16 protein-coding genes are annotated in these 24,941 nt (G+C 32.2%); 4 read left to right on the forward strand and 12 right to left on the reverse strand.

What is annotated here, in order from left to right:
* Positions 1-165: 165 nt before the first annotated feature.
* The 7 genes from ACZIYX_RS04195 to ACZIYX_RS04225 form a co-directional block, all read right to left on the reverse strand.
* A complete protein-coding gene (locus tag ACZIYX_RS04195; RefSeq protein WP_462680945.1) occupies positions 166-5,214 on the reverse strand; it encodes a DNA repair ATPase in 5,049 nt (1,682 codons plus the stop codon).
* A gap of 129 nt (positions 5,215-5,343) precedes the next feature.
* Entirely contained in the window at positions 5,344-5,655 is a 312-nt protein-coding gene (locus ACZIYX_RS04200) for a GIY-YIG nuclease family protein (protein ID WP_462680946.1), read from the reverse strand.
* Between the two features lie 102 nt (positions 5,656-5,757).
* Entirely contained in the window at positions 5,758-6,075 is a 318-nt protein-coding gene (locus tag ACZIYX_RS04205) for a hypothetical protein (RefSeq protein ID WP_462680947.1), read from the reverse strand.
* Positions 6,076-6,292: 217 nt separating this feature from the next.
* Positions 6,293-8,359, reverse strand: a complete 2,067-nt coding sequence (locus tag ACZIYX_RS04210) for a flotillin family protein (protein ID WP_462680948.1) — start codon at positions 8,357-8,359, stop codon at positions 6,293-6,295.
* Positions 8,360-8,365: 6 nt separating this feature from the next.
* Complete coding sequence (locus ACZIYX_RS04215; RefSeq protein ID WP_462680949.1) at positions 8,366-9,076, reverse strand: hypothetical protein; 711 nt, start codon at positions 9,074-9,076, stop codon at positions 8,366-8,368.
* Between the two features lie 59 nt (positions 9,077-9,135).
* On the reverse strand, positions 9,136-9,846 hold the full coding sequence (locus tag ACZIYX_RS04220) for a PspA/IM30 family protein (RefSeq protein WP_462680950.1): 711 nt from the start codon (positions 9,844-9,846) through the stop codon (positions 9,136-9,138).
* A gap of 5 nt (positions 9,847-9,851) precedes the next feature.
* Positions 9,852-10,247: a type III secretion system chaperone family protein gene (locus ACZIYX_RS04225; RefSeq protein WP_462680951.1), complete on the reverse strand. Its 396-nt coding sequence runs from the start codon at positions 10,245-10,247 to the stop codon at positions 9,852-9,854.
* A gap of 321 nt (positions 10,248-10,568) precedes the next feature.
* Between ACZIYX_RS04225 and ACZIYX_RS04230 the strand changes: the two genes are divergently transcribed.
* From ACZIYX_RS04230 to ACZIYX_RS04245, 4 genes are all read left to right on the forward strand, one after another.
* The gene (locus ACZIYX_RS04230) at positions 10,569-11,333 is read left to right on the forward strand and encodes a helix-turn-helix domain-containing protein (RefSeq protein WP_462680952.1); all 765 of its coding nucleotides are present in this window, start codon (positions 10,569-10,571) and stop codon (positions 11,331-11,333) included.
* Positions 11,334-11,654: 321 nt separating this feature from the next.
* Complete coding sequence (locus tag ACZIYX_RS04235; protein WP_462680953.1) at positions 11,655-13,112, forward strand: catalase; 1,458 nt, start codon at positions 11,655-11,657, stop codon at positions 13,110-13,112.
* A gap of 117 nt (positions 13,113-13,229) precedes the next feature.
* Positions 13,230-13,697, forward strand: coding sequence for an ankyrin repeat domain-containing protein (locus ACZIYX_RS04240; RefSeq protein ID WP_462680954.1), 468 nt, complete (start codon positions 13,230-13,232; stop codon positions 13,695-13,697).
* Complete coding sequence (locus ACZIYX_RS04245; protein WP_462680955.1) at positions 13,694-14,275, forward strand: hypothetical protein; 582 nt, start codon at positions 13,694-13,696, stop codon at positions 14,273-14,275. The genes ACZIYX_RS04240 and ACZIYX_RS04245 overlap by 4 nt, the downstream gene beginning before the upstream one ends.
* On the opposite strand, the gene ACZIYX_RS04250 is transcribed toward ACZIYX_RS04245, so the two are convergent.
* The 5 genes from ACZIYX_RS04250 to frr all read right to left on the reverse strand — a co-directional run bounded on the left by ACZIYX_RS04250 (position 14,255) and on the right by frr (position 24,921).
* Positions 14,255-16,825 (reverse strand): DUF3857 domain-containing protein, encoded by a 2,571-nt coding sequence (locus ACZIYX_RS04250; protein WP_462680956.1) that lies wholly within the window; start codon positions 16,823-16,825, stop codon positions 14,255-14,257. The two genes, ACZIYX_RS04245 and ACZIYX_RS04250, sit on opposite strands and share 21 nt — an antisense overlap.
* Before the next feature lie 65 nt (positions 16,826-16,890).
* Complete coding sequence (gene asnS / locus ACZIYX_RS04255; RefSeq protein ID WP_462680957.1) at positions 16,891-18,333, reverse strand: asparagine--tRNA ligase; 1,443 nt, start codon at positions 18,331-18,333, stop codon at positions 16,891-16,893.
* 999 nt (positions 18,334-19,332) lie between these two features.
* Positions 19,333-21,738 carry an efflux RND transporter permease subunit gene (locus ACZIYX_RS04260; RefSeq protein ID WP_462680958.1) on the reverse strand — a complete coding sequence of 802 codons (2,406 nt, stop codon included), beginning with the start codon at positions 21,736-21,738 and terminating at the stop codon, positions 19,333-19,335.
* An 85-nt stretch (positions 21,739-21,823) separates the two neighbouring features.
* Entirely contained in the window at positions 21,824-24,265 is a 2,442-nt protein-coding gene (locus ACZIYX_RS04265) for a DUF5686 family protein (protein ID WP_462680959.1), read from the reverse strand.
* 92 nt (positions 24,266-24,357) lie between these two features.
* Complete coding sequence (gene frr / locus ACZIYX_RS04270) at positions 24,358-24,921, reverse strand: ribosome recycling factor (RefSeq protein ID WP_462680960.1); 564 nt, start codon at positions 24,919-24,921, stop codon at positions 24,358-24,360.
* Positions 24,922-24,941 lie beyond the last annotated feature (20 nt).

Raw genomic sequence — 24,941 nt, forward strand, 5'->3', positions numbered from 1 at the left:
ACAAAGTAAATCATTATTGAAATTTAAACCCTATACAAACATAGGATGACAAAAAATAAAAACCCAAGACATAACACAGTTCATCCCAGTGTATGCTGGGATCTATTTCGTAGTCTAATTAGATTCCAGATCAAGTCTGGAATGACAGTTATGAATTTGATTTGTTTACCTCTCCAATCCCTTTTTTAAAACTTCTTGTATGCCTGCCAGGTGATCGCTAAACTGCATCATTTGTGCTAATACCTGAGCCATTTCATTTTTATCTCCAAATCCTTTAAGCTTATTATTTTTGATAAAAGCTTCTTTTATTGTTTTCCAGCGTGTGGTTTCTTCTTCAGAGAGGATATTAGTCATTTCTTTGTATTTTAATACATTAGCCTCGGCTGCACTGGTTAACGTTTGAGATTCGTTTTCGTAGTGAGACAGAAGTATCGTTTTTAATTCTTTTTTATTCATAATAGGAACCACTTTGGATACCAATTTACTCATATCCCTATAAGAGCCTTGTAATTTAAAAGATGGCTCTGTACGATAGGCATCTTCCATAGCTGCAGATTTTATATACGTTTCATTTACTTTTAGAACCGTATCCCGTATTGTAATAACTTTTTCTAATACCGCCAAATATTCTTGTATTTCTTGTTTGGTATGATTTCCTTTAAGCTCTATGCCTTCCTGCGACCCGGTTTCTGCAACCTTAATTAGTTGGTATATGTCTTCAAAATACTTACTGCTTAATTGATGTAATATTGGATTTGCTGTCATGGAGTTTTCTATCAAACTTAATTTGAACAAATCCGCAGTATCTCCAATAATATCTCCCAGATTATAAATATCTGCACGGTTGGCAAGCATATCCGGGATTTGAAATTTGTCTCCGCTTTCTGTATATGGATTTCCTGCCATAATCACACAGAATTTTTTACTGCGCAAATCATATGTTTTGGGTTTACCATTATAGATACCTTCTATTTTTCGGGTTCCGTCTGCCAAAGAAATAAATTTTTGCAAAAACTCTGGATTACAATGCTGTATATCATCCAGATATAACATTACATTATTGCCCATTTCAAAAGCCAGATTTAGCTTTTTTAATTCTTCTCTGGCAGAGGAATTGTTTGCAGCCATTGGATCTACAGAAGTTACTTCGTGACCAATAGCTGGGCCATTAATTTTCATAAATACCAGTCCCAGACGATTTGCCATATATTCCATTAAGGTCGTTTTTCCATAGCCAGGAGGAGAGATAAGCAATAACATTCCCATTCGGTCTGTTCGCTTAGTATCGCCAACACTACCTAATTGTTTGGATAGGTTATCTCCAAATAACGGCAGGTACACTTGATCGATCAGTTTATTTCTTACAAACGAGGAAAGTACTTTTGGTTCAAATTCATGAAGTTTTAAATCTTCTTTTAAATTTTCTGTAACCGAATGTTTTGCTTGTTTGTAGGCTTCAAAAGCAGGAACTTCAATATTTGTAAATTGGTTCATTCTTGCTGTAAAGTCATGATAATTAAAATCAAAAACCCCTTCTGTAATCGTAGGATGACTGCCATTTAATCCGTCGATAGTCTGTGAAGGGTTGACATGAATTATTTCGGAAGCAGATTCGTTTTTAAACAACAAAACACAAGCTATTTCATGTGCATAACTGATAAATAGAGGATGATTTGTTTTTAGGTAAGAGGTTATCCATTGCATTATAAGTTGAATGGTGTCGATAGGTTTTTCTTGGTCATGCCAGTGCATGTCCGGATCTATGTTCAAAGTTGTTTTTAACTTTGTATACACATTTTTCTTTTCTAATTCAGCAATAAAAGCATCACAAAGTTCATTTGCTGTTTGACTTATACAAAAACTGCGATCGTTTTGTAATTCTTTAAATAGATACATTGCAATATTTTCCGACAACACTTCGTCAAGCTCCCTGTGACATTTTATCGAGATATCAGAACTAAGATGGTTAGAGGGAAGTTGTTGAAGTTCTTTTTCTTCTAATAGTTCGATTATCAAATCTGAATTTTTTACTTCTTTTTCTAAATTTGAAATTACTTTGTAATATTCATTACTATCCGGAAAAATGGTTAGCACTTCTCCTGAAGCTTTAATAGTATTGTTCCAGTAGGCTTGTTTTTCTGAAGTTAAGCTATTCCAAAAATATTGTGCAAAAGCACGTGTCCTGGGCGTAAATCGCAACAATCCTAAATCGTGACCTTTGGTAGCTAATACTTTTAATATTTTGGAGGCATCGATATCGTGAACTCCTTTTATGTACCCTTCGGCATAGTTTTTACTGCTTTCTGATTTTACGAGTTCTAATAGTTCCTGGTCATTCATAGATGTCAATTTTTTCTTGAACAGGCTCTGTGTTACATAACTATTTTGCCTATCTAAGTTTTTTTTGACATTATTATTTGAATTTGCTTCAACAGGTTCGACATGATATTGTTTAAAAATTTTGTGAGCAAGATATGCAGCACGATACACTTCTTGATTTTCAGAAATTAATTCCTGATCCCAGTATTTTTTTGATTTTAGCAAAACCTCATTTGTAACTTCTTGATAAAAATCGGTTCCGGTAAGATGGTAGTTTAAAGTTCCGTCTTTATATACAATTGTTAAATCCAGAGGTTGTTTGTTTACTCCAAACTTATGTTTACCCAGTTTTATGATATTTTCGCCATCCTCATATAGGTCTTGTTTGTCTTTTAGTTTACGGGTAGCATCTTGTTTTGCTACTTTTAAAGAAGTTAGGATAGCTTCGGCTTTACCTATATCTTCTAATTTTTGTAGCTGATCAATAATATCCCGCAATTTATTGATCATAAGATCGGATGCAAAATATCCATTAATACTTACTATAGAATCAAAAGTTAGTGCTTTTTTGGTGATCCCTTTTAAAATACGATTGGCTGCATTTTCTAAAGCAATGGCTTTTTTGTTTCTGGCTTCGATTAAACTATTTTTTCGGGCTTCAAAAGCATTGTATACTTCTTCTCTTTTTTCAATAATCTGAATGATAAATTCTTCAAAATCGGCAAATCGACCTTCAAGGTCTTCTAGCTGAACGGAAACTTTGTTTAGTAATTCTTCTGTTTTTTCGGGGGTATTGGCAATATCCAGATAGTTAATGATACTTTGATCTACCAGTTTTAGTTGCGAGGCAAATTCTGCTGTAGCTTCTTTGCTGCCCAGAGATTTGATTTTATTTTTAATTCCTGCTTTAAGTTGATTTATGGTAGCAAAAATAAGAGATATGTTGTCAATAATTTTGGTGGAGTGTGATGTGTCTTCTATTTGTAGATTAGAAACAATGTCGATAAGCATTTCCAGATCTGTAGCTATCTGGTTTACTTCATTTTCTAATTTTTTGGCATCAATAACCTTTTTGATGTCCTCTAAGAGCTTTTGTTTTTCTTCTACACGATTATGATAGGGGAGCAGAGCTTTGTCGTTTATTAAAAACTGAACACATCGTTGTGAAATTTTTTTGGTTTGCTCTGTAATTTCAGTCTCTAATGCAGTAATAAATGTTTTGTCTACATATCGAATATCATTTAAACCTATAACTTCGCCACGCAAAGTACGTAGCTGTGATAACACCAATACAAAGTCATCGATAGAGGTAAAAGAACTACTTTTAATTTTGCCAAAAATAGCTTCGGCTTTATCTTGTGTCTCTTTAGTGGTAGCTAGCGCTGTTTTTCTAAGCTGTAGCACTTTTTCAAATTCATCAATGGCAGCATTTGCAGCTCCATTAATTTCATCGAGCGGGATATCTAGTCTAAAGGTGTCCTCTTCTCTAATCCAATAATAACTATCTACAATTTCATTAGAAAATTTTGCTATATCGTCATACAATCCATCATAATTGTCTTCTTTATTAAGCAATGTTATTAAAGCATTGCTTTCTGCCATTGCTTTTACAATATCCTTATTGCCTATTTTGTAAAGTAAGGTGTCTGTGTGTTCTGATGGTAATATGGTGCCTTTTATAAATGGGGTTTGCCATATCTGGATGACATGATGTTTGGTTTGCTCGTTTTCGGTTTTAAAATAACATAATTCGCCATGTTCCAGTATGGTAAAACCATTACAAACTATTGGGGTTTTTACCTCTTGTTCTATTACATTATAAGACATGAGTGTGTATAAGCCCTTTTTGCCTTCATAAAAAACATAAAGATAATCTTCTCCATTAGGAGAACTGATTTTTTCTTGAAATTTTACATTGGTAACTTCATTGGTAAATAATTTGAATTCGCCAGATTGCAGGTAGTATCCATTAGGATAAATAATGCCCTGATCGTCAGGGAGCAATACGCATGCGTCTTTTATACAACTAATTTTTTTTACTTCCTGTATTTTATGATTGTACACAAAATAGCGGGGCGCTTCCTGAAAAGGTTTTATTTCGAGTGCTATTAGGTTACCTATGTCGGCAAAGCGATATTGTCCATCGTCTAAGGTTTGATCTACATGTTCTACAGCCTCGTCTAAAATTCCTTTTCCTTCTTCGGTATTATCTTCAATTTTAATAGTTAAATCCCCACCTATAGTTTCGACAAATACTTTGTCTAAAATCGAAATATGCGGATGTTTTCCATATCGGTGCATATCCCGATTGACTTCGATCCAATTAAATTCATGTTGTTTAGGAAATTTGAATTCGTGTTCACTGCGGTTGTCCATATAGGTTAATTTACCTTCATTAATTAACCATTTGAAGGTTTTAATGTCTGAAACACTATCACTAAGTTGAAAAACCATGTGAAGGTAATTTCCAACTATTGCAAATTTTGAAAATATGGTGTTACGATAATATTTATATAGATTGGTAAATTCATCAATAAATGTGGTATCGTTGATTAGGTCTAAAGGTTTTGCTGCAAAGTGGTCATTTTTATAGGTGTAGATACTAAATACATCTGCTAATGTAACTTCTGTACGGAGCCCAAAGTGTACGTTATACCCAAAAATACAAAACTCACCAATGGTAACGATGTCCCGGGCAATACAATTATGCTCTGTATTTATTCGGTTGTTGGCAATTAATTTGGTTTCTACACTACCAAAAACTTCTTTACGGGCATCATTAAGTTGTATAAGTCGATTTTGAAGCTCACCTTTTTGTTTTTGTAAACGGTTCTGGATGATTTCGTAAGTCCCTCCGTCTAGTTGGGTATGTGGATTGGTGTTTTCTTTTTGCATAGTTTACCTCGAATTTTTCATTCGTTTTCATGGAGGCTCTGACAGATTTAATACAACAAAAGAGATCTGATTGCTAATTTCGTTGTCACGCTGAGCTTGTCGAAGCGCCTATGATATTATAGTTTTATTCTACTTCTCTATGTTTTTTCCAAACTGAGTATAGTTTTTTGAATATTCTATCAATTTGTCCCAATTTTCTTCTATCAAAGCTATTTTCTTTCTTCGACTCCAGCCTTTTAATTGTTTTTCTATGGCTATAGCTTGATTTGGCTCAGTAAATACTTCAAACCATTTTAATGTTATAGGCCTTCTTTTAAAAGTATAACAATCTTCTTTCAAACCAATACTGTGCTCATAAATTCTTCGCTCAAGGTTATTGGTGATTCCAATATAAAAGGATTCATCATTACACTTCACGATATAGACATAATATTGTTTCATCTTTTTATTATCATTATAACTTCGACAGGCTCAGTTTGACAGTTCGTACGGGATAAAATTTTCATTAGATATATCATCTAGACATTAAATCTTTTTTTATTATCAATTTGATTGCTTGTATAAGAAATCATTGGATATTCCAGGATCATTTTCAAAATAAGAGAACAAAAAATAGATAACGATAATTGAGATCACAATGCTTAATATTATGATACCCAAATTAATAATTGTTGTTTGTCTTTTTTGTCTTTTTAGCTTATTTCTAATTTCCTGTAATATTTCTTCAGAAACTGGTTCTATCTTGATACCTTGACTTGTCTTGCTAGAACTTGTCCATCCATCAAAAGCTTCGCGTTTATTTCTTCTATTATTATTTTTGAGCGATGTAATCATTGCTGCTGTTGCTCCTCCAAATCCCATGATTAAACTGTATTAAAAGTTAAACAAATCCCATCCCGAGTCTCCCTTAGGATGAGAAGACTTTTAGGGGTCTAAAAATGTGGTTATGATTGTATTCATAAAGGTGTTTTTACCTTTTTTTTCTTCCGCTTTGCGAAATTCATTCTCCTCCTTTTTTTTGCAAGGAGGAGAGTTTTTTGGTTCCTAATTTTGTTCTTCTGCTTTGCGAAAGAGTTTATTATTTTAATTTTTTATCAGATAATCCCAATCCTTTTGCGAGGTTTAAGAGATTGTTGAACATATTGTTTTCTGAAGAATCTGTAGTTTTTTGTTTCAAATCCATTAATATATTAGCAATGGTTAGATTCTTGATGTCTTCAGAAGAAATACCGTATTTGGTAGCAAATTCTTTTATTTTTTCTAAAAGGTTTCCTTTTACATCATCGCTCCCCAGTATGGCATCTTTTACGTCTTGTATATTATCAGAATGTTTAACTAATCGATCTATTCCTTTGGCTCTTGTAATTTGCCCTACAATTTGATCGAAGAACATGGTTTCTCCACCTACAATATCAATATTTGCAGCTTTTAAGGCTTCTCCGATTACTTCTGCCTGTGCATCTGCGATTTCTTTCTGGATATTAATATGTGCCAGATCTACTTGTAATTCTTTGTCTAAGCGCAGCTTAAATTCTTCATGTTCTTTACCAACACCATCTAATTTTTTCATTGCTTCTGCTTTTTCTTCTATTCCTACAGCATCTGCAATAGCTTTTTCTTTGATTACTTCTGCTTCTGCCAGTCCTTCTTTTCGAATGGCTTCTGCTTTTGCTTCAATTCCCAAAGCTTCTGCTTTCGCTTTCTTTTCAATTACAATGGCTTCTACCATACCTTCACGCTCTCTGGCATCTGCTTTTGCGTGCATTACTTGCGCTTCAGACATCCCAATGGTAGCTTCTTCTTTTGCAGTTGCTTCTGCTAATGTTTTACGTGCTTCAGCTTCTTTTTGGCTGGCTTCTTTTTGCGCTTGTGCTTCGATATTTATTTCTTCGGCTCTTTGTTTGGCTGCTTCTTTTTGTGCTTCTGCTGCTTTTATAGTTTTGATCAAATCTTCTTGCGCATTTGCTTCGGCAATAGTAATTTTTACCTGTTTATCACGATCTGCGGTTTTAAAAGCTTGAATATCTTTCATGTTTTCTTGCTCTTCTACCACCCCTTTTTCTAGGACCACCCTATCCCGAATTACATCCTGAATATTCTTTTTTTCAACTTCGACTACTTTTTCTTTTTCGATTTGAGCTAAGGTTACAATACGTTCCCGTTCTGTAGCTTCCAACATTCTGTCTTTTTCTACTCTTTCGGTTTCTACTGCGTTTGTACGTTCTTTATTTTTGGCGGCAACTATAATTTGGCGTTCCATGTTTTCTTCTGCAACTTTCACTTTTTCTTGTGTTGCAATTCGGGCAGTTTCAGATTTTAATCGTTCTTCTTCTGCCACTTTTAGGGTTTCGGCTTCTTCTCTGGATTTTATATTGGCAATTTCTCGCTTTTGTTGTTCTTCTTTTTCTGCAAGTTGTTTATCTAATTCTAAAATAGCCTCTCGTGCTTCTACATCTTGTTTACGAATGATTTTTTCTTCATCCCGTTTAATTAGGTTAGATTTGATATTTTGAGCAGCAGTTAGTTCTGTTATTTTTTTAATCCCTTCAGAATCTAAAATATTATCTGGTTTTAAAACACTTAATGCAGTTTGTTCCAGATCATCAATGGCGCAATCATCAAGTATATAACCATTTAGGTCTGTTCCTATAATGTTAATGATCTCTTCTCTAAATTCTCTTCTGGCTTCGTACAATTCTATAAATTCGAATTTTTTACCTACTGTCTTCAAGGCTTCCGAAAACTTAGCGTCAAATAAACTACGTAAAGTATCAATTTCTGAAGCGCGATTACAACCAATGGTTTGTGCTACATTTATAATATCTTCTACAGACTTATTAACTCTAACAAAAAATGCTACTTTAATATCTGCCCGGATATTGTCTTTACAAATCAATCCATTTACTCCGGTTCGTTCTATTTCAATTTTTTTGATAGAAATATCCATAATTTCTACCCGGTGTAGTACAGGAATTACATATAATCCTTTGTCGAATGCTACTGCAGTTCCTCCAAATCCAGTACGAACCAGGGATTCTCCTTGCGGAATTTTTCTGTAGAATATGGCGATTATTATAAAGTATAGTACAATTAGCAGTACCAATGCTACCACCACGATAATGGCTATGTTAGCTATATTGCTCATAAAATATTAATTTATTGGTTGAATGATATAAAGTTGTTTGTTTTTTACTTGATTAACTATTTCTACTTTGGTATTGGCAGGAATTTCTATGCCATCTTTGGATTTTACCATTACTTTGATTGGGTCTAACTGAATTTTTATTTCTAAAGTTGAAATTTTTTCTCCCGAAATAGTATTTTGTAAGATACCTTGCCTGCCTAATAACTCTAGGGCACTTTCTCCTTTATTATTAAAATTGGTAAAGAACCGTTTAAATGGGGTAGTAAATATTTTGGTTAAGAATAATGCAGGAATAATCCCTGCAAAGAAAAACGTAAATCCAAAATCACTGTCATAACTATGGGTTATAGATGTTCCTGTCATGGTTATTGCCCACCAGAACAAGACAAAAAATGAAAAGGTAAACATAAATGGCAGCCCGACAAAGTTAAAATAGATTAAAAATATCTGAAAAAAATTAAGTTTACCCCGTCTTCTAATTACATCTTCTTTTTTTACTTCGGTGTTAGAGATCTCATGTATGTCCAAGTTGGTTCTTGCATCAAAATCCGTATCCATGTCTATATCTGTATCGATATCCACATCTATATCTGCATCAAAAAAATCCAGATCCATTCCTGTTAAGGTGGTTAACAGCCAGTATAGGATTAATAATCCAAAAAGGATAGTTAATGGTAAATTAACTATAGAAGTTGCAATGTCAAATAATTCTTTCAATGGTATGGTTATTTAATGAGTACTATTATATACTTAATGTCGCGAGCCTAAAAAATGTTTCATTTTTTATTATTAATTCCTAATTGTTTTTTTAGTTTAGCTAAATCATCCTCGGCATTTTCCTGGGTTACGTCGATGGCTTTATCTAATTCTTCATCAATGGACTTAGAAGTATTGGCTATCTCCCCATAGGCTTCTGCAAGGGCTTCTTCTTGGGTCACTTTGTCTTTCATGCGCTCTAGCATAGATACGGTACTTGAACTATCAATTTCGGCCATTTGTTTGTTTACATTTTTGGTAGCAGCAGATACTTTTACACGAGCTTTTAGTGTTTTTAGTTCGTTTTCCCATTTGCTGATGTTTTGTTTTATTTCCTGCACATTCGTTTCTAATTGTGCCACCGATGTATTTAGTTTATCCGATTCTTCTTTGCATCGTTTTTTTTGTTGTTGAGCTTCTTCTTTTTTGATTAAAGCTTCTTTGGCTAATCGATCTCCTTCTGTATAGTCCAAATCTCCTTTTTGTGCTTTTTTTAGAATCAGCATTGCTTTTTGTTGATAATCTTCGGACTTTGCTGTAAATTCTTCGATATCATTTTTGGCTCTTATTGCTAATGCCTTTACTTGCGCCAGTGCTTCGAGGCTTTTTTCAAGATCGGTTTTCATATCCCGTATTCCTTGCTCTGTCATTTTTATAGGATCTTCCATCTTATCAATTGCAGAATTTGCTTCTGCTTCTCCTATTTTAAATATTCGTCTAAAAAAATTCATAGTATTTAGTATTTTGAAAAATTTATAATTTTGTCTGAGTATTCGCTCAATAGCAGACCTAAAGAGTTTAGCGATCCTTCTAGTTCATTAAGATCAAGGTGTTCTACCTGAAGGGTATCTCTAAAGATCACTTTCTCACCAGTTTCATCCAAAACAAAAGCTCCATGAACGATATCCCGGTTTTTCTGAAGTAAATTTCGGTATACTTCCTCATTTTTGTTCCTGATATTAAAAATATGCTGTTCCATTATAAGAATAGGGGGTGCTACTCCCAAAATCATGTTCTTTATTCCTTCATTTTCTTTGCTGATCATGATAATACCTTCTGCTTTATTTTCATGAACGATATTATAGTTGAGTTGAAGCAAATAGTCTTTTACCAGTTGAAAATGATCTTGCATAGGATGGTTTATTTAGATAATTATTAGTAATATATTTCAAGTTGTAGGACTGTAGATCAATATTACAAAAAGTAGTATAACTTTTTGAGAATATCCAGTGCTAAATTAACGAGATAAAACACAATGACTATCATGGGTATAAAAGATTTAAGTTAATAATTTGATTATTTTGCTAAAAAAATTAGGATATACTTCTTTTGATTAAAAAAGGTAAAACAAAAAAAGTATATCTACTAAAATTAGCTTTTTAACAAGATATTAGCTAATATTGTTAGTGTAAATATACGATTATATTTTATAATTGCAAATAAAATTAGCAAAATGTCTTTTTTTGGAAAAAATATTAAAAAAATAAGAGGGGTTAAAGGTTTAAGCCAACAAGCTTTTGCAGAGCTTTTTGAGCTTAAAAGAGGTACCTTGGGAGCGTATGAGGAGGGTAGAAGCGAACCAAAAATAGAAACGATTATTAGAATTGCTAACTATTTTAGCATAGCAATAGATGATTTGTTAACCAGAGAACTAACCGTAAACCAACTCTTAAAATTTAAAGGAGATTTAACTACGTATGCAGAGGATATAAAACGAGAACAATTTGCAAATATTCCTTGTATAACCGATAATACCTCTAATGAGTATATTGCTTTTTATGATAAACCGTTCTTTATTAAAGAACTCCCCATAGTGCAATTACCAGTTAATCCAACAAAGGAATTTCGGGCATATACAGTAAGTAATCTTGAAATGACATCGCATGATAAAGGTTTTTATCCTAAAGATGTGGTTATAGGAGAAAAAGTCCCGCAAACGGTTATAAAAAAACTGAATACCGGGACCTTGGTTTTTGTGGTCGTGGGTAATAAATTGATTTTCAGAAGATTATATGTAGCAAATAATAATGCTGTTTTAAGGGCAGATCACAAAAACATTGAAGACGAGGAATATTCTTTGTCAGATATAAAAGAAATATGGAGAGTTAGGTATGTTTTTTTTAGACGTATACCAGAATTTTCTGATGCTGTTGAGGATAAATTGATTATGATTGAAAGAGAGTTATTAAAAATGAAAAATCGTTTGGGCAATGAGTGAGTTTTTTGATAATTTTTAAATAAAAATAAATATAGAAGCACATTTTTATTTAAAATAATATGATGTATGTTAAAAGTAAGGATAAGTGTTTCTTCTTTTTAAAATTTGAGTAACAGAAAAATTAATAGTAGGTTAATTATATAATCACTATTTCTTATGTCTAAGAATTGGAATATATTTATTGATAGTTTTTTATGATTAAAAATATTATAAAATAGATTTTTGTTATACGGTAATTATTAGAATCAATATAATATATTGATTTTGTGTGTAATAGAGTGTATCTTTAGATAAAGATTATCCACACAAAATTTATATACAATGACTAAGAAAAAATTGACTACCTCGGCAGGGGCTCCTGTCCCTAATAATCAAAGATCCGTTACAGCAGGGCATAGAGGTCCTGTTTTGTTGCAAGATTACCAACTAATAGAAAAATTAGCGCATCAGAATCGTGAACGAATACCAGAACGCGTTGTTCATGCCAAAGGATGGGGAGCGCAAGGTACTTTTACTGTAACCAATGATATTACAAAGTATACACGTGCAAAGATCTTTTCTGAAGTGGGAAAGAAAACACCAATGTTATCCAGATTTTCTACTGTTGCAGGAGAGTTGGGAGCAGCAGATACAGAAAGAGATGTAAGAGGATTTTCCTTGAAGTTTTATACCGAAGAAGGAAATTGGGATTTGGTAGGAAACAATACTCCGGTGTTTTTTATTCGGGATGGATATAAGTTTCCGGATTTTATTAGAACTCAAAAAAGACATCCCAAGACTAATTTAAGGTCTAATGAGGCTATGTGGGACTTTTGGTCTCAAACTCCAGAAAGTTTACACCAGGTAACTATATTAATGAGTGATCGGGGAATCCCTCAAACACCTATGCACATGAATGGGTATGGATCGCATACATTTTCATTTTGGAACAATGATGGAGAACGTTTTTGGGTGAAATTTCACATGAAAACTCAACAAGGGCATAAACATTATACGAATGAAGAAACTGCAACAGTAATAGGACAAACCAGAGAAAAATTTCAAGAAGAATTGTACGGAGCGATAGAGCGTGGAGATTACCCTAAATGGAAGATGATGATTCAGGTAATGCCAGAAGCAGATGCAGAAAAAACACCATATAACCCATTTGATTTAACAAAAGTATGGCCACATGCAGATTATCCGTTAATCGAGGTAGGAGAGATAGAGTTAAATAGAAATCCGGATAATTATTTTCAATACATAGAAAATGCTGCGTATTCCCCATCAAATGTAGTTCCTGGTATTGGGTTTTCTCCGGATAAAGTATTACAAGCAAGGATTTTTTCTTATGCAGATGCGCATAGATACAGATTAGGAACCCATTATGAGGCATTACCAGCTAATGCACCGATATCTGAGGTAAATCATTATCATAAAGATGGTGCTATGCGATTTTTTGATAATGGAAACACAAACCCGGATGCATATTATGAGCCTAATACAAAAGGAGGGGCAGTAGAGGATCCTGGTGTTGCAGAGCCGCCAATGAAAATTCATGGAGATGTAAACAGATATGAAGAAAATGACACTTTTGGAGAGTATAAACAACCAGGTGATCTGTTTAGATTGTTTAATGATGAACAAAAAGAACGCCTTTTCAAAAATATTGCCGCAGCAATGCAAGGGGTATCTATGAAAATTATTGAAAAACAATTGAATCATTTTGATAAAGCAGACCCAGAGTATGGTAATGGTGTTCGTAAAGCCTTAAATTTAACAGCCCAAACTTTATATTAAATTCATAGATTTGATTTTATATTATTTAGAGTAAGGACGGAAGGTTTCTTTGAGATATTTCAAAAAAACCTTCCGACCAGTTGTTAAGTATTCACAAAAAAAAATGACAAAATAAACATGGAAGATATTTTTAATGCTATTCGATCTGAAGAAGTAGAAAAAGTAAAAACAATTCTAAATGCAAATCCTTTGTTGGTTAACGAAAAAGATAACAGGGGTTCTACACCTTTGCTGTTGGCATCTTATTATGGGCTTGAGGAAATTACAAAGACAATTCTGGATTATGCCCCCAATGTGGATGCAAAGGACGCTTCAGGAAATACGGCGCTAATGGGGGTTTGTTTTAAAGGATATTACGACATAGCAAAACTACTTATAGAAAAGGGTGCAGATGTAAATGCAAAAAACCTGAATGATGCTACTGCATTGATATATGCTGCTACATTTGGACAAAAGGAAATTATCAAGTTGTTGGTTGAAAAAGGGGCGGATACACAGGCAAAAGACAATCGTGGTTATACTGCCGAGATGCATGCTAAAAATCAAGGACTAGAAATATCAGGATTATTTAAGATTACCCGGTGAACAATAACAAAGAAATAGAAAGTATTAAATCTGTAAACATAAGAGGTGTAGGTATTAGTAAAAGGTTGTTAATGTCCTCGTCTATGGTTGCGGTTTTTGAATCATTTTTAAAAGAAACTATAGGTCAGGAAGTGTTGGTGGTAAATACTAATATCGGAATGGAAGTATATTATTATTCTAAGAAGGATTATAGTACTTTTATTAAAGAAACCATATTATTATATGTATTGACACAAATAAATCCCGAAACGCTTAAATTTAAAAATAATCTTAGTAAAACAGAAGTTTACAATAGTTTTTGCGAAGCATTACTTACTTTTTCGCAATATCCACAAACTTTTTTGGCCTACACCAAAAAATTTATTCATTTAAAACAAAAAAACGAATCCAGCAGATTTGTGATCCCTATTTTAAATGGTTTTTTTGAAGAAGTTCTTATGGTTATAGAAAAAACAGGAAAGATGCCACATTATAAAAAGATACAAGATGCGAAAAACAAATCTCAAAAATCAGATCCGGATAAAATTATTATAAAGAATCTAATTTCTGAGATTTTATTAAAAAGGCATAGTAACTGATTTTTTCTTCAAAGAGATGATTTCCTCTGTAAAAGTAGATTTAACTCTTTTTGAAAACAAAAAGTAAGGAATCCATATCACCACTTTTATGAATGATTTCCCTATTTCTTTATAAGCTTGCATTTTTTCAATTTCAGAGTAAAATGATTCATTTAAACTGAAGGCTAAAATGGAGTCTAAGAAAAGAAAAATAAAAGATGATGAATAGAAGATTATAATAATATTAGGGAGTATAGTTCTGCGTTTAAAGAATAATAGTATAATTAGAATTGAAAATACAAAAAAAGCAGAATTATAGATCAATTCAAAAATAATGAGTAATGAAAGAAATAATTCACTAAATGAACTGTGATCTAAACTTATATAAACCCAAGTGTTCATTCCAAAAAAATCTTGAGAGTTTTTTAATACTTCATAAAGTATTTTAATTGGAGTGAATATAAGTCCAATTACTATTAGAATCAACCATCCTCCAATTTTTTGTGAATTACCATCTGTATTTTTTGATGGTAAATTATAATTGTAATATACTTTATAGGCAAAAAAGGTACTTATCAATAAAATCGAAATAGAAAAGAAGATTAATATCCAACTTGTTTTAGGGTTATTTTCTGTATAGCCCTTATTATAGGTAAGCTGATAAGATAAATTGTTTAATATTTTTTCATGGTCCCCTATAAAGGATTTTGTTTCTTCTGGTGTTATAAAACTTTTTAAAGTTTTGTACTTATGGTCAATTTCTATTTTTTGATTATCATATTCTACATTAAAATGATATTCATACACATCACTTTCTAGCTTTCTGTTTTCTGGAGATAGATTCCATTTTTCAGGAAGGTTTATAATAATTTTATGACTTATATCTAAAGGATATTTAACGTGATATGGCATATCTCTATTCGGAGACTTATCTATATTTACATAAGATTCAATATTTAAAGGATAGAACTCACTAATCAGTATATTTTCATTTTCTGATGATTTAGTCCAAAGAGAATCAATAAAATAACTTTCTTTAATCGTTATTTCATTTATATCCAGCCTATTATCGATAACTTCTATTTTAGAAAACTCCTTTATGCTTGGGTATAAAGCACTATAAAAATTGAGATATTCTTTTTGAATTTTGTTTATATCTTGTTTGGCAAAATACGCCCTTTGGTCGTCTGCACTTGATCCTGTATATTTTGAAGTTATATCAAGATATCCATTACCTCCAATATTATCGACATCAAACTCTTCGGTAATTACCAGAGTGCTTTTCGATTTGAATTTAATATCCGAAAGTTTGTTTTCTTCTTTTTTGAGAACCAGACCAGTATTGTAATTGGGAATAGATAAATTTTTTAAGCTCCCCCCTTGATTACTAATTGTAGGGTCTATGTAATAAATAGCATTGTCTTTTTTTACTTGTACAATGCAGTGATTAAATACATTTGGTGATGGTAATTCTTCTGGTATGTTAATGCCATTATAAGAACTTACCAAAGTTGGATATGCTTCGATATCAAATACATGATATGCTTCAGATAAAAGAAAAGATTTTGCTTTACAATCCCCATATCTTTGATTCAATACTCTAATGGGATTATCTGGTTTGTGAGAGTTTATACCTCCTTCAAAGCCTAAATATCTTATTTCATCTTGTACAAATGTTCTTATAACGTCAATCAATGAATCTTTTGGGACCCCAGAAAATAACTGTTTTATATTTTTTATGAATTTATTTTTATCATCCTTGTTTAAGTAATAATACTTAGAATACTGATTGGATACTTCTTTCCAGGAATTGTATTCTGATATAGATACGTTAGGAAAAGGATCATACCAAGAAGGAGTATTGGTATCGTAAATTAATGGTGAAATATCTGTATGTTCCCAAATATACTCATTCTTATTATCTAAAAAGACAGGTTGATTTATTTCGGCATTGTTAAAAGATTTAATATATAAGTTTCTGTTTTTTGATATCCTTATCCTGTTATATAAGTGATGGATAGGGATAGAGTATTGAAAATATAGTTTACTATGATATTTGTTCTCATATATAGGGTTAGATCCCTCTATAGTGTAAGAGTAATCTATGATATCACCTACTCTTACATCGGTTATGTTTACAAATGCAGTAATTGTACCATCATAAAGAAACCTTTCCATACTGGTCTCTCTTTGGATAGTCTTGATTTGATCCAAAAAGAGCTTTTTAATTGTTTTTCCATCTCTAATTATACTTATATTGTGAAAAACCAGTTTTTGATAAGAAGGATCGAAATCAACATTGATATCAGATATTTGTTGTATGCCTTCATTATTAATTACTTCGATTGTATAATGAGAAAAATAACTTTGAAGATCTATATCGCTTTGAAAATCTATTAATTGGTAATAAAAACCAGATGTTTCAATATCGTTTTTATTACCAATGTCGGGAGTGTCTATTTTGTTTACCCATTTTGGTTTAGGAAAAATCGAAATATTCCCCTTTTGTCCAAAAATATTTAAACAAGACCCTATAATTATGAGGATGAGTATCTGCTTTTTTAAATACATAGTATATTAAAAAATAAAATTGAGAGTTTGAATATTTCGGAAATACACAAAACTATATGTCTTAATTAAAACTCTGCGTTAAGTGGTGTTCTTGGATATGGGATAACATCGCGAATGTTACTCATGCCAGTAACAAAAAGAACTAAACGTTCAAACCCCAGACCAAAACCACTATGTGTACAGGTTCCAAATCGGCGGGTATCCAGATACCACCATAATTCTTCTTCAGGGATGTTAAGAGTTGCCATTTTTTCTTTCAAAACATCCAGACGTTCCTCTCTTTGAGAACCACCAACAATTTCTCCTATTCCTGGAAACAATATATCCATAGCTCTTACCGTCTTTCCATCTTCATTAAGGCGCATATAAAATGACTTTATGTTTGCGGGATAATCAAATAAGATTACGGGGCATTTAAAATGTTTTTCAACAAGAAATCTTTCATGTTCACTTTGTAGATCTGCTCCCCACTCTTCAATAGGAAATTTAAACTTCTTTTTCTTGTTAGGTTTAGAGTTTTTTAGAATTTCAATAGCTTCTGTATAACTTACTCGTTTAAAATTATTATCTAATATAAACTTGAGTTTGTCCCTTAACAGCATTTCTGATCTCTCTTCTTGCGGTTTTTGTTTATCTTCTTGAGCTAAACGGTTTTCTAAAAATTCTAAATCATCCGGGCAATTTTCTAAAACAAATTTAATTACGTATTTTATAAAATCTTCTGCCAAATCCATATTACCATCCAAGTCACAAAAAGCTACTTCTGGTTCTACCATCCAGAACTCAGCCAGATGGCGGGAGGTATTTGAGTTTTCTGCCCTAAAGGTAGGCCCAAAAGTATATACCTGTCCCAATCCCATAGCGTATGTTTCTGCTTCTAATTGACCAGAAACAGTTAAATTTGTTTCGCCACCAAAAAAATCTTTTTTATAATCAACCTCGCCATTTTCATTTTTAGAGATATTATTAAGGTCCAGATTAGTTACTTTAAAAGCCTCGCCAGCTCCCTCTGCATCGCTTTTTGTAATTATTGGGGTATGAACGTAATAGAAATCATTTTTTTGAAAATATTCATGTATAGCAAAGGACAGTTTTGAGCGAACCCTCATTATTGACCCAAAAGTATTTGTTCGCACCCTTAAATGCGCTTGTTCTCTTAATTTTTCTAAAGTATGCCTTTTTGGAGATAAAATAGTAAGTTTTAATTCTTCCGGATCTGCATCTCCTTCAATCTCAACATTGGTTACCTGTATTTCTACACGTTGTCCTTGCCCTTGGCTTTCAACAAGAGTTCCTGTTATTGCAACTGCCGCTCCAATATTAATTCTGTCTTGTGTAGTTTTGTTAATTGTGTTATCGTCTAAAACACACTGGATATTATTTATGGTTGATCCATCATTAATTGCAATAAAACGATCATTTCTAAATGAACGAACCCAGCCTTTAACAATTACAGGTTGTAATAGCTTATCACTTTGTAGTACTTCTATTACTTTAGTATGTTTCATTAGTTTTTATTTTTTTAAGATTAGATGTAGTGTATATAATAGTCAAATCAATATCAAAATTTGATTATATGCACATCCTATGAATTATTATAATTTGTTTTTCTAAATTATTTTAAAAATTATTTTTTCATACTTTATAGTTTACTATATATAAACTATGTATGAATTTTGAGGTAGCAAAGATAATTTTTTAATCGGATTGTAGCATAATCTTATCAATTCAAAAAAGAAGGATTGTGCTTTGTAATCAAAATTCGACGCTTTTTTAAAATCCAATTCTAAAAAAAATACTATTGGAAGCTATTTTAGGCTAGAAAACATGTTTTTTTTGAAGGCTTTTATATAAAAATAAAAATAGTAAAAGAATAAATAGTTTGTTTAATAATCTGTATATCAAATAATTAGTTTTATTTTCAAAATATTGTTTACCTAAATAATGTTAAATTTTCCGATGTTTTTGAAAAAAGGGGATTTTTCCCCCCCATTAGGTATTTTAAAATATAAAAAGGGGTATTATCTTGCGTATGCAATTATGACGATTGTGTTTACGTTAAGTTTAGTTCGATAGGTTTTGGGGTAATCTATCTTACACAAGTCCCGTTAGTTTCTGACGGGGCTTTTTTGTGATATTTTTTTAATGACGATTTCATGATACCATTTTAACTTTGAAATCGTGCGTATAGAAATTGATTTTTTTTAAGTATTCAAGGCAAAAAAACCTAAGCATAGCTGTAGTTACGGTTATATTTTTTAAGGAAGAATATATGAAAAAGAAATAATTTATTAGTACTATTTCAAAGTTAAAATGGTATTACCTTCCCTCTTGCCTCAAAAACAAAATATATGTTTTCAAAAGCATATCTAGTAAGTTTGTTTCTGGATTGTTGATTTCTTACTTCAAAATTAAATATTACAATAGTTACTCCTGAATTTTATTTTTAAGCCAAAAAATAGTTCGATTTTCCTTACAGGGATTTTATGTACAGCTGTGTAATCTAACTAGTTCTTTTTATTGGGCTCATCTAGCTCGTCGTCGTTGGGAATAATTTTTAGAGTAGGCTCTTTAAGGGTTTTTTTGTTAGCAATACTTCTTTCCAGAGAGAGTAACAGAGAAGGAAGCAATAACAGATTAGATAGCATGGCAAATAATAAAGTTGTGGATACAAGCCCTCCTAATGCCTTAGTCCCGCCAAAACTGGATATCATAAATACAGAGAAACCAAAAAATAAAACAGTTGAGGTGTAGAACATACTAACCCCTGTTTCTCTTAAGGCCGCAAGAACAGATTTTCTGATCCTCCAATGATTTGCTTTTAATTCCTGTCTGTATTTTGCAAGAAAATGTATGGTGTCGTCTACAGAAATACCAAATGCAATACTAAAAACCAATATAGTAGAAGGTTTAATAGGTACACCTAAATATCCCATTAAACCAGCGGTCATTAATAATGGTAATAAATTAGGAATTAAGGATATTACTATCATTTTCCAGGATCTAAACATCCAGGCCATAAATAGAGCTATTAATAGTACTGCAAGACCTAATGAAAAGGTTAGGTTCCATACCAAATATTTAGTTCCTTTCTGAAAAATAAGTGCTTTACCTGTAAAGGAAACATCGTACCGGTCTTTTGGAAATATTTTTTCAATCTGTGGTATAAGGGTAGATTCTATACGTTCCATTTCTTCAGTGCCTACATCTTTCATAAATGTAGTTATCCTGGCATATTGCCCGGTAGAGTCTACATAGCTTTTCATCACTCCTGCTTCAGATTCAAAACTATTTGCGTAGGGTAAAATAAAGTTTCTTTCCTGACTGGTTGGTATCTGGTAGTATTTAGGGTTTCCGTTATAAAAGGCTTGTTTAGAATATTTAACAAGGTTAACAATAGAAATTGGCTTTGAGAGCTCTGGGGTTTCTTCTAAAAGCTCTTGGAGTTTTTCCATTCGTTTTAATGTAGGCAACTTTAATACTCCTTGCTTTCGTTTGGTATCTATTAAAATCTCTAAAGGCATAATGCCATCAAATTCTTCTTCAAAAAACTCTATATCTTTGTAAAAACCGGCAGATTTTGGCATATCTTCTAATAAACTCCCGGAAACCTTTATAGTATAGATGCCAATAATACTAACAATTAAGATAATAACAGAAGAAAAGTATATGGTTACCCTTCTTGTTTTTACCATATTCTCCATCCAATCCATCAATTTTTCTATCCATCCTTTACCTAAATGCTTTAAATGCCTTTCTTTGGGTTGGGGCATATAGCTATATATTATAGTTATGACCAATAAGCAAAGTATAAACAAGGCAATAATGTTTAAGGAAGCTACAATACCAAATTCTCTTAGTAATTTACTTTCTGTTAAGGCAAAAGTTGCAAATCCGGCAGCTGTAGTAACATTTGTCATTAATGTTGCATTACCCACCTTTGTAATTACTCGTTGTAAAGATTTTGCTTTATTACCGTGTTTTTTAATTTCTTGCTGATACTTATTAATCAAGAAAATACAATTAGGTATACCTATAACAATTACTAATGGTGGTATAATTGCTGTTAACACAGTGATTTCGTACTCTAAGAGTCCTAAAAATCCAAAAGCCCACATTACTCCTATGATAACTGCTGTCATGGATATAAAAGTGGCCCTAAAGGATCTGAAAAAGAAAAAGAAAATCAAAGAAGTAACGAGTAAAGCTGCAAGAATGAAAATTTGAATTTCATCCATTATATTTTGAGAATTCAAGGTTCTGATATACGGCATACCAGATACTTTAACGTCTAGATCATATTTTTTTTCGAAATCAGCAACGGCAGGCTGAAGTATTTCTTCAATAAACTTTTTTCTTAGAGGAGTGTTTACAATGTCTTTTTTTAGATAAAGTGCACTTTGTACAGTTTGGGATTTTTTGCTATACACTAATCCTTCATAAAAAGGTAATTTATTGAATAGTTCATTTTTATACTTTGCAACTTGTTTTTTAGTATAAATACTGTCTTTAATAAATGGTACTAATTCAAATCTTGAGGGATTATCTTCTTTTTTTAAAGTTTTGAGATCGGCAATAGATACTACCAGATCAATCTCTTTATATGCTTTGAAAGAAGTGTTGAAATCATTCCATGCTTTTAATTTTTCAGGAGTAAATAGCGTACTGTCTTTAACTGCCATTACTATTAAATTACCTTCTTCCCCAAATTTTTCAAGAAATTTTTGGTATTGTATATTTACCTCATGATCATCAGGGAGCAGATTAGCTTCAGTATAGGAAAACTTCATGTTTTTCCATTGAAACCCTAAAAAAATTGTTATCCCTATTATTGCTAGAAATATTACTGCCCTATTACGGAGTATGATTCCAGCCAGTGCATTCCAAAACCCGAAACTGAATAATTTTGCCATTCTTTACTTTCCTTGTGCAAAGGTAAGGATTGGGGGCATATAATTTAACTAATTTGATAAAGAAAATAAGGTCTTGTTTTGAGAATTAAAGTTTTAAATAAAAGGTGAATTTAAAAGAGATGTTATCTTCAAATTCTGGTAGATGATATGCTCCGTAACGGTAAGCAAAACTTAACCCAAAACCGGCAAATAACTTATTGATTTCTATTCCGGATTCTTGATATCCTTGTTGTAAAGAAGAAAAATCAACTCCTTCATGTTTTTTGATATCGCTAACTTCACCGATTGCATAACGGCTTATAAAAACAAGTTCAGGTTTTAACCAATTGGTGATATGTATTGGTCTTATTTTGTGTTTAACTTGTAGCGTTGCTAACTTATCACTAAAAAACTCGCCAAAATACATGGTTTCAAAAGTTCTTCTGCCTGCTACAGAAAATCTTCTTAATGCGGTTTCTTTTGTGGGGGCATTGGGGTATGTATGGTACAAATGGGTAAGAGGGATGCCTCCGGTTGCATAGTCTGCTTCTAATAAAAAACTTGTTTGGGATTGATTAATACGATTAACAACGTACTCTGCTTTAAGTCCTATCTTTCGATATTCAAAGTCACTATCAAACACACCCTTAAAACCTTGGGTATATTGTGCTGTTATTTTTGGGTATCCTTCATGGATTTCTTTAAACTGATTAGGGGTTTTTAAAAACTCACTAAATGGACTCCACCTTAACGCTATGGTTGCTTCTGATATTTTGTATGAAGAAAAAGAAATGTCATTGTTTGTGTATGCATATCCTCCGGTCTGATCAATATTGCTTACCGAAAATTGGGTTTCAGACATTAATTTGGGAAAAATTTGTTTTTGCAGACTGGTACTCCATGTTTTGTGTTTATAGTAAAAGTCGATATTTACTAAACGTGGTTCAAACAAGGAATATACTCTTCGGTCTGTGAGATATAAAAAACTACCTACTTCTTTAACATCATCTTTGTAATTTATGTTAAGCCACGAATCTGATTTTTTATTTAATAAAATTCCTCCTCCGATACCATATTTAAACCTTGAATCTCTAAAGCCATAAACAAGATATCCTTCTAATCTAAATCTGCTAGAGAATTTTGTGTTTGTTTTGCCTCCTAATCCTACCCGTAAACCTTCATAATTGTTAAATTTAACAGGGTATGTAAGATCAAAGTCAAAAAAGCCGACAGGATAATACCCAATATTAAAACTTTGGATCACATCGATTCTTCGTTCGATATTTTGAGCTTTTACTATACTGTCAACTATTGGAAACGAATTTAGATCTTTTTTGGTAATAGTATTGGTGCGGTATTGATTCCAGTAAGATTCAGGCCTGTCATTTGCCAATGGGTCAATTTTTATGCTGGCTTGATTTATGTTTAAATTTTCTTTTTTTTCTAACTGGATATCAATTAAGTCGGTTGTATAGATTAAGAAATCATTGTTCTTGAGTGCGTGTTTTTTATTGTTTCCTATTCTTCCTACAGCAATTTGACCACCAAAAAGGCTTACTTTTTGCCTTCCGTTTCCGGGTCTTATTGTAATTTCTTGTCGGGTCGGAAACCAACTTTCTTTTTCGGAAAAGTATTTGAAATCATGGGTTGCCATTACATTAAGCTCTCCTCGTAACTCTATAATAGCTTTTTGAATGGCCAATGTTTTTACATCGATGTATAATACTCCTTCGAGGCTTGCAAAATTTTTAGATTTTCGTGGTTGAAAAAGGATGACAAAAGCAGGAGTTTTGCTTTGTGTAGTGTCCAAAACTTTATAGTGATAATTTTTTAAGGCAATTTTAGATAATGGAGCTATGTATTTGTTGTTGAAAATAGTATAATCTTCATCGTATAAAGAGTTGGATTGTATTTTAATACCTAATACATTATAAATTGGTTTTTTGAAACCGGTCATTTTGGTTGCCAGCACTGTTTCTTTTTGCCCAATATTTTTTTTGAATTGATGTAAGCTTATTTTTTCAGATAAAAAGGAATGGGCTTTATTGAATATGTGCTCTATATCTGTGTTAGAAGTATCATTGGTTTTTAAATGGGCTTGATGATCTTCTGTTATCTTTAATTTATTATAGCTTTTGTAACTGTAGGAGGATAGTGATTTATTGGGGTTGTTTTGTTTTTTTTTACGAATAGCTTCATTAATAATTTTTGCTGCGATATTTTGCAGGCTACCTAATTTTACTATATCCAGGTTTTCTTCTTGAGAGATAAGCCCAATTGTGAGTTTTTCAGTTTTTTTTTCTGTAATTACGATAGTTTTTTTTTGATATCCTAAATAGCTTATGGTCAATATTATGGGATAGGTATTACATCGTATGGTAAACTCTCCTTTTACAGAGGTAAGTGCATAAGAGGAGTCATTGGTTTTTACTGTAGCAAATGATAAAGGTTCTTTAGAGCTTTGATCTATAACTATACCCGTGATGCTAATTTGAGAAATTAATACAAAGTGCGTAAAAAAAAATAAACAAAAGAGTTTGTTTTGCATTATGTTAAATAGATTCGAAAAAACGAAGATACAAAAAAAGCGTTTCCGTTTAGAAAACGCTTGTGTTATAATTAAAATACTATAAAAAAAGATTAAACGGTCATGATTTCTTTTTCTTTTTTGCTAAGTATTTCATCAATTTTTTTGATATATATATCTGTTAATTCCTGGATATTTGTTTCTGCTACTTTTGCCAGATCTTCAGATAATCCTTCTTTTTCTAATTTTTTAATTTCATTATTAGCGTTTTTACGATCGTTTCGTACACCAATTTTCGAATCTTCTGCTTCAGACTTAGCTTGTTTAGCAAGGTCTTTACGCCGTTCTTCAGTAAGAGGAGGGACGCTTATAATCACACTGTCCCCATTGTTCATAGGGTTAAAGCCTAAATTGGCCAACAGGATACCTTTTTCGATTGCTTGGATCAAGGATTTTTCAAAAGGTTGGATAGTTATAGTTCTTGCGTCTGGAGTGCTTACATTTCCTACTTGATTTAATGGGGTAGGAGAGCCGTAGTATTCAACCATAACGCCACCTAACATTGCAGGAGATGCTTTTCCTGCTCTGATATTAAGTAATTTTTTTTCTAAATGAGTAATTGCAGCTTGCATTGCCTCTTTAGCAGAATCTATTATAAAATCTATTTCTTCGTTCATTTTTTAGTTCTTTTCTTCTG

Source organism: Aquimarina sp. (assembly GCF_977115655.1).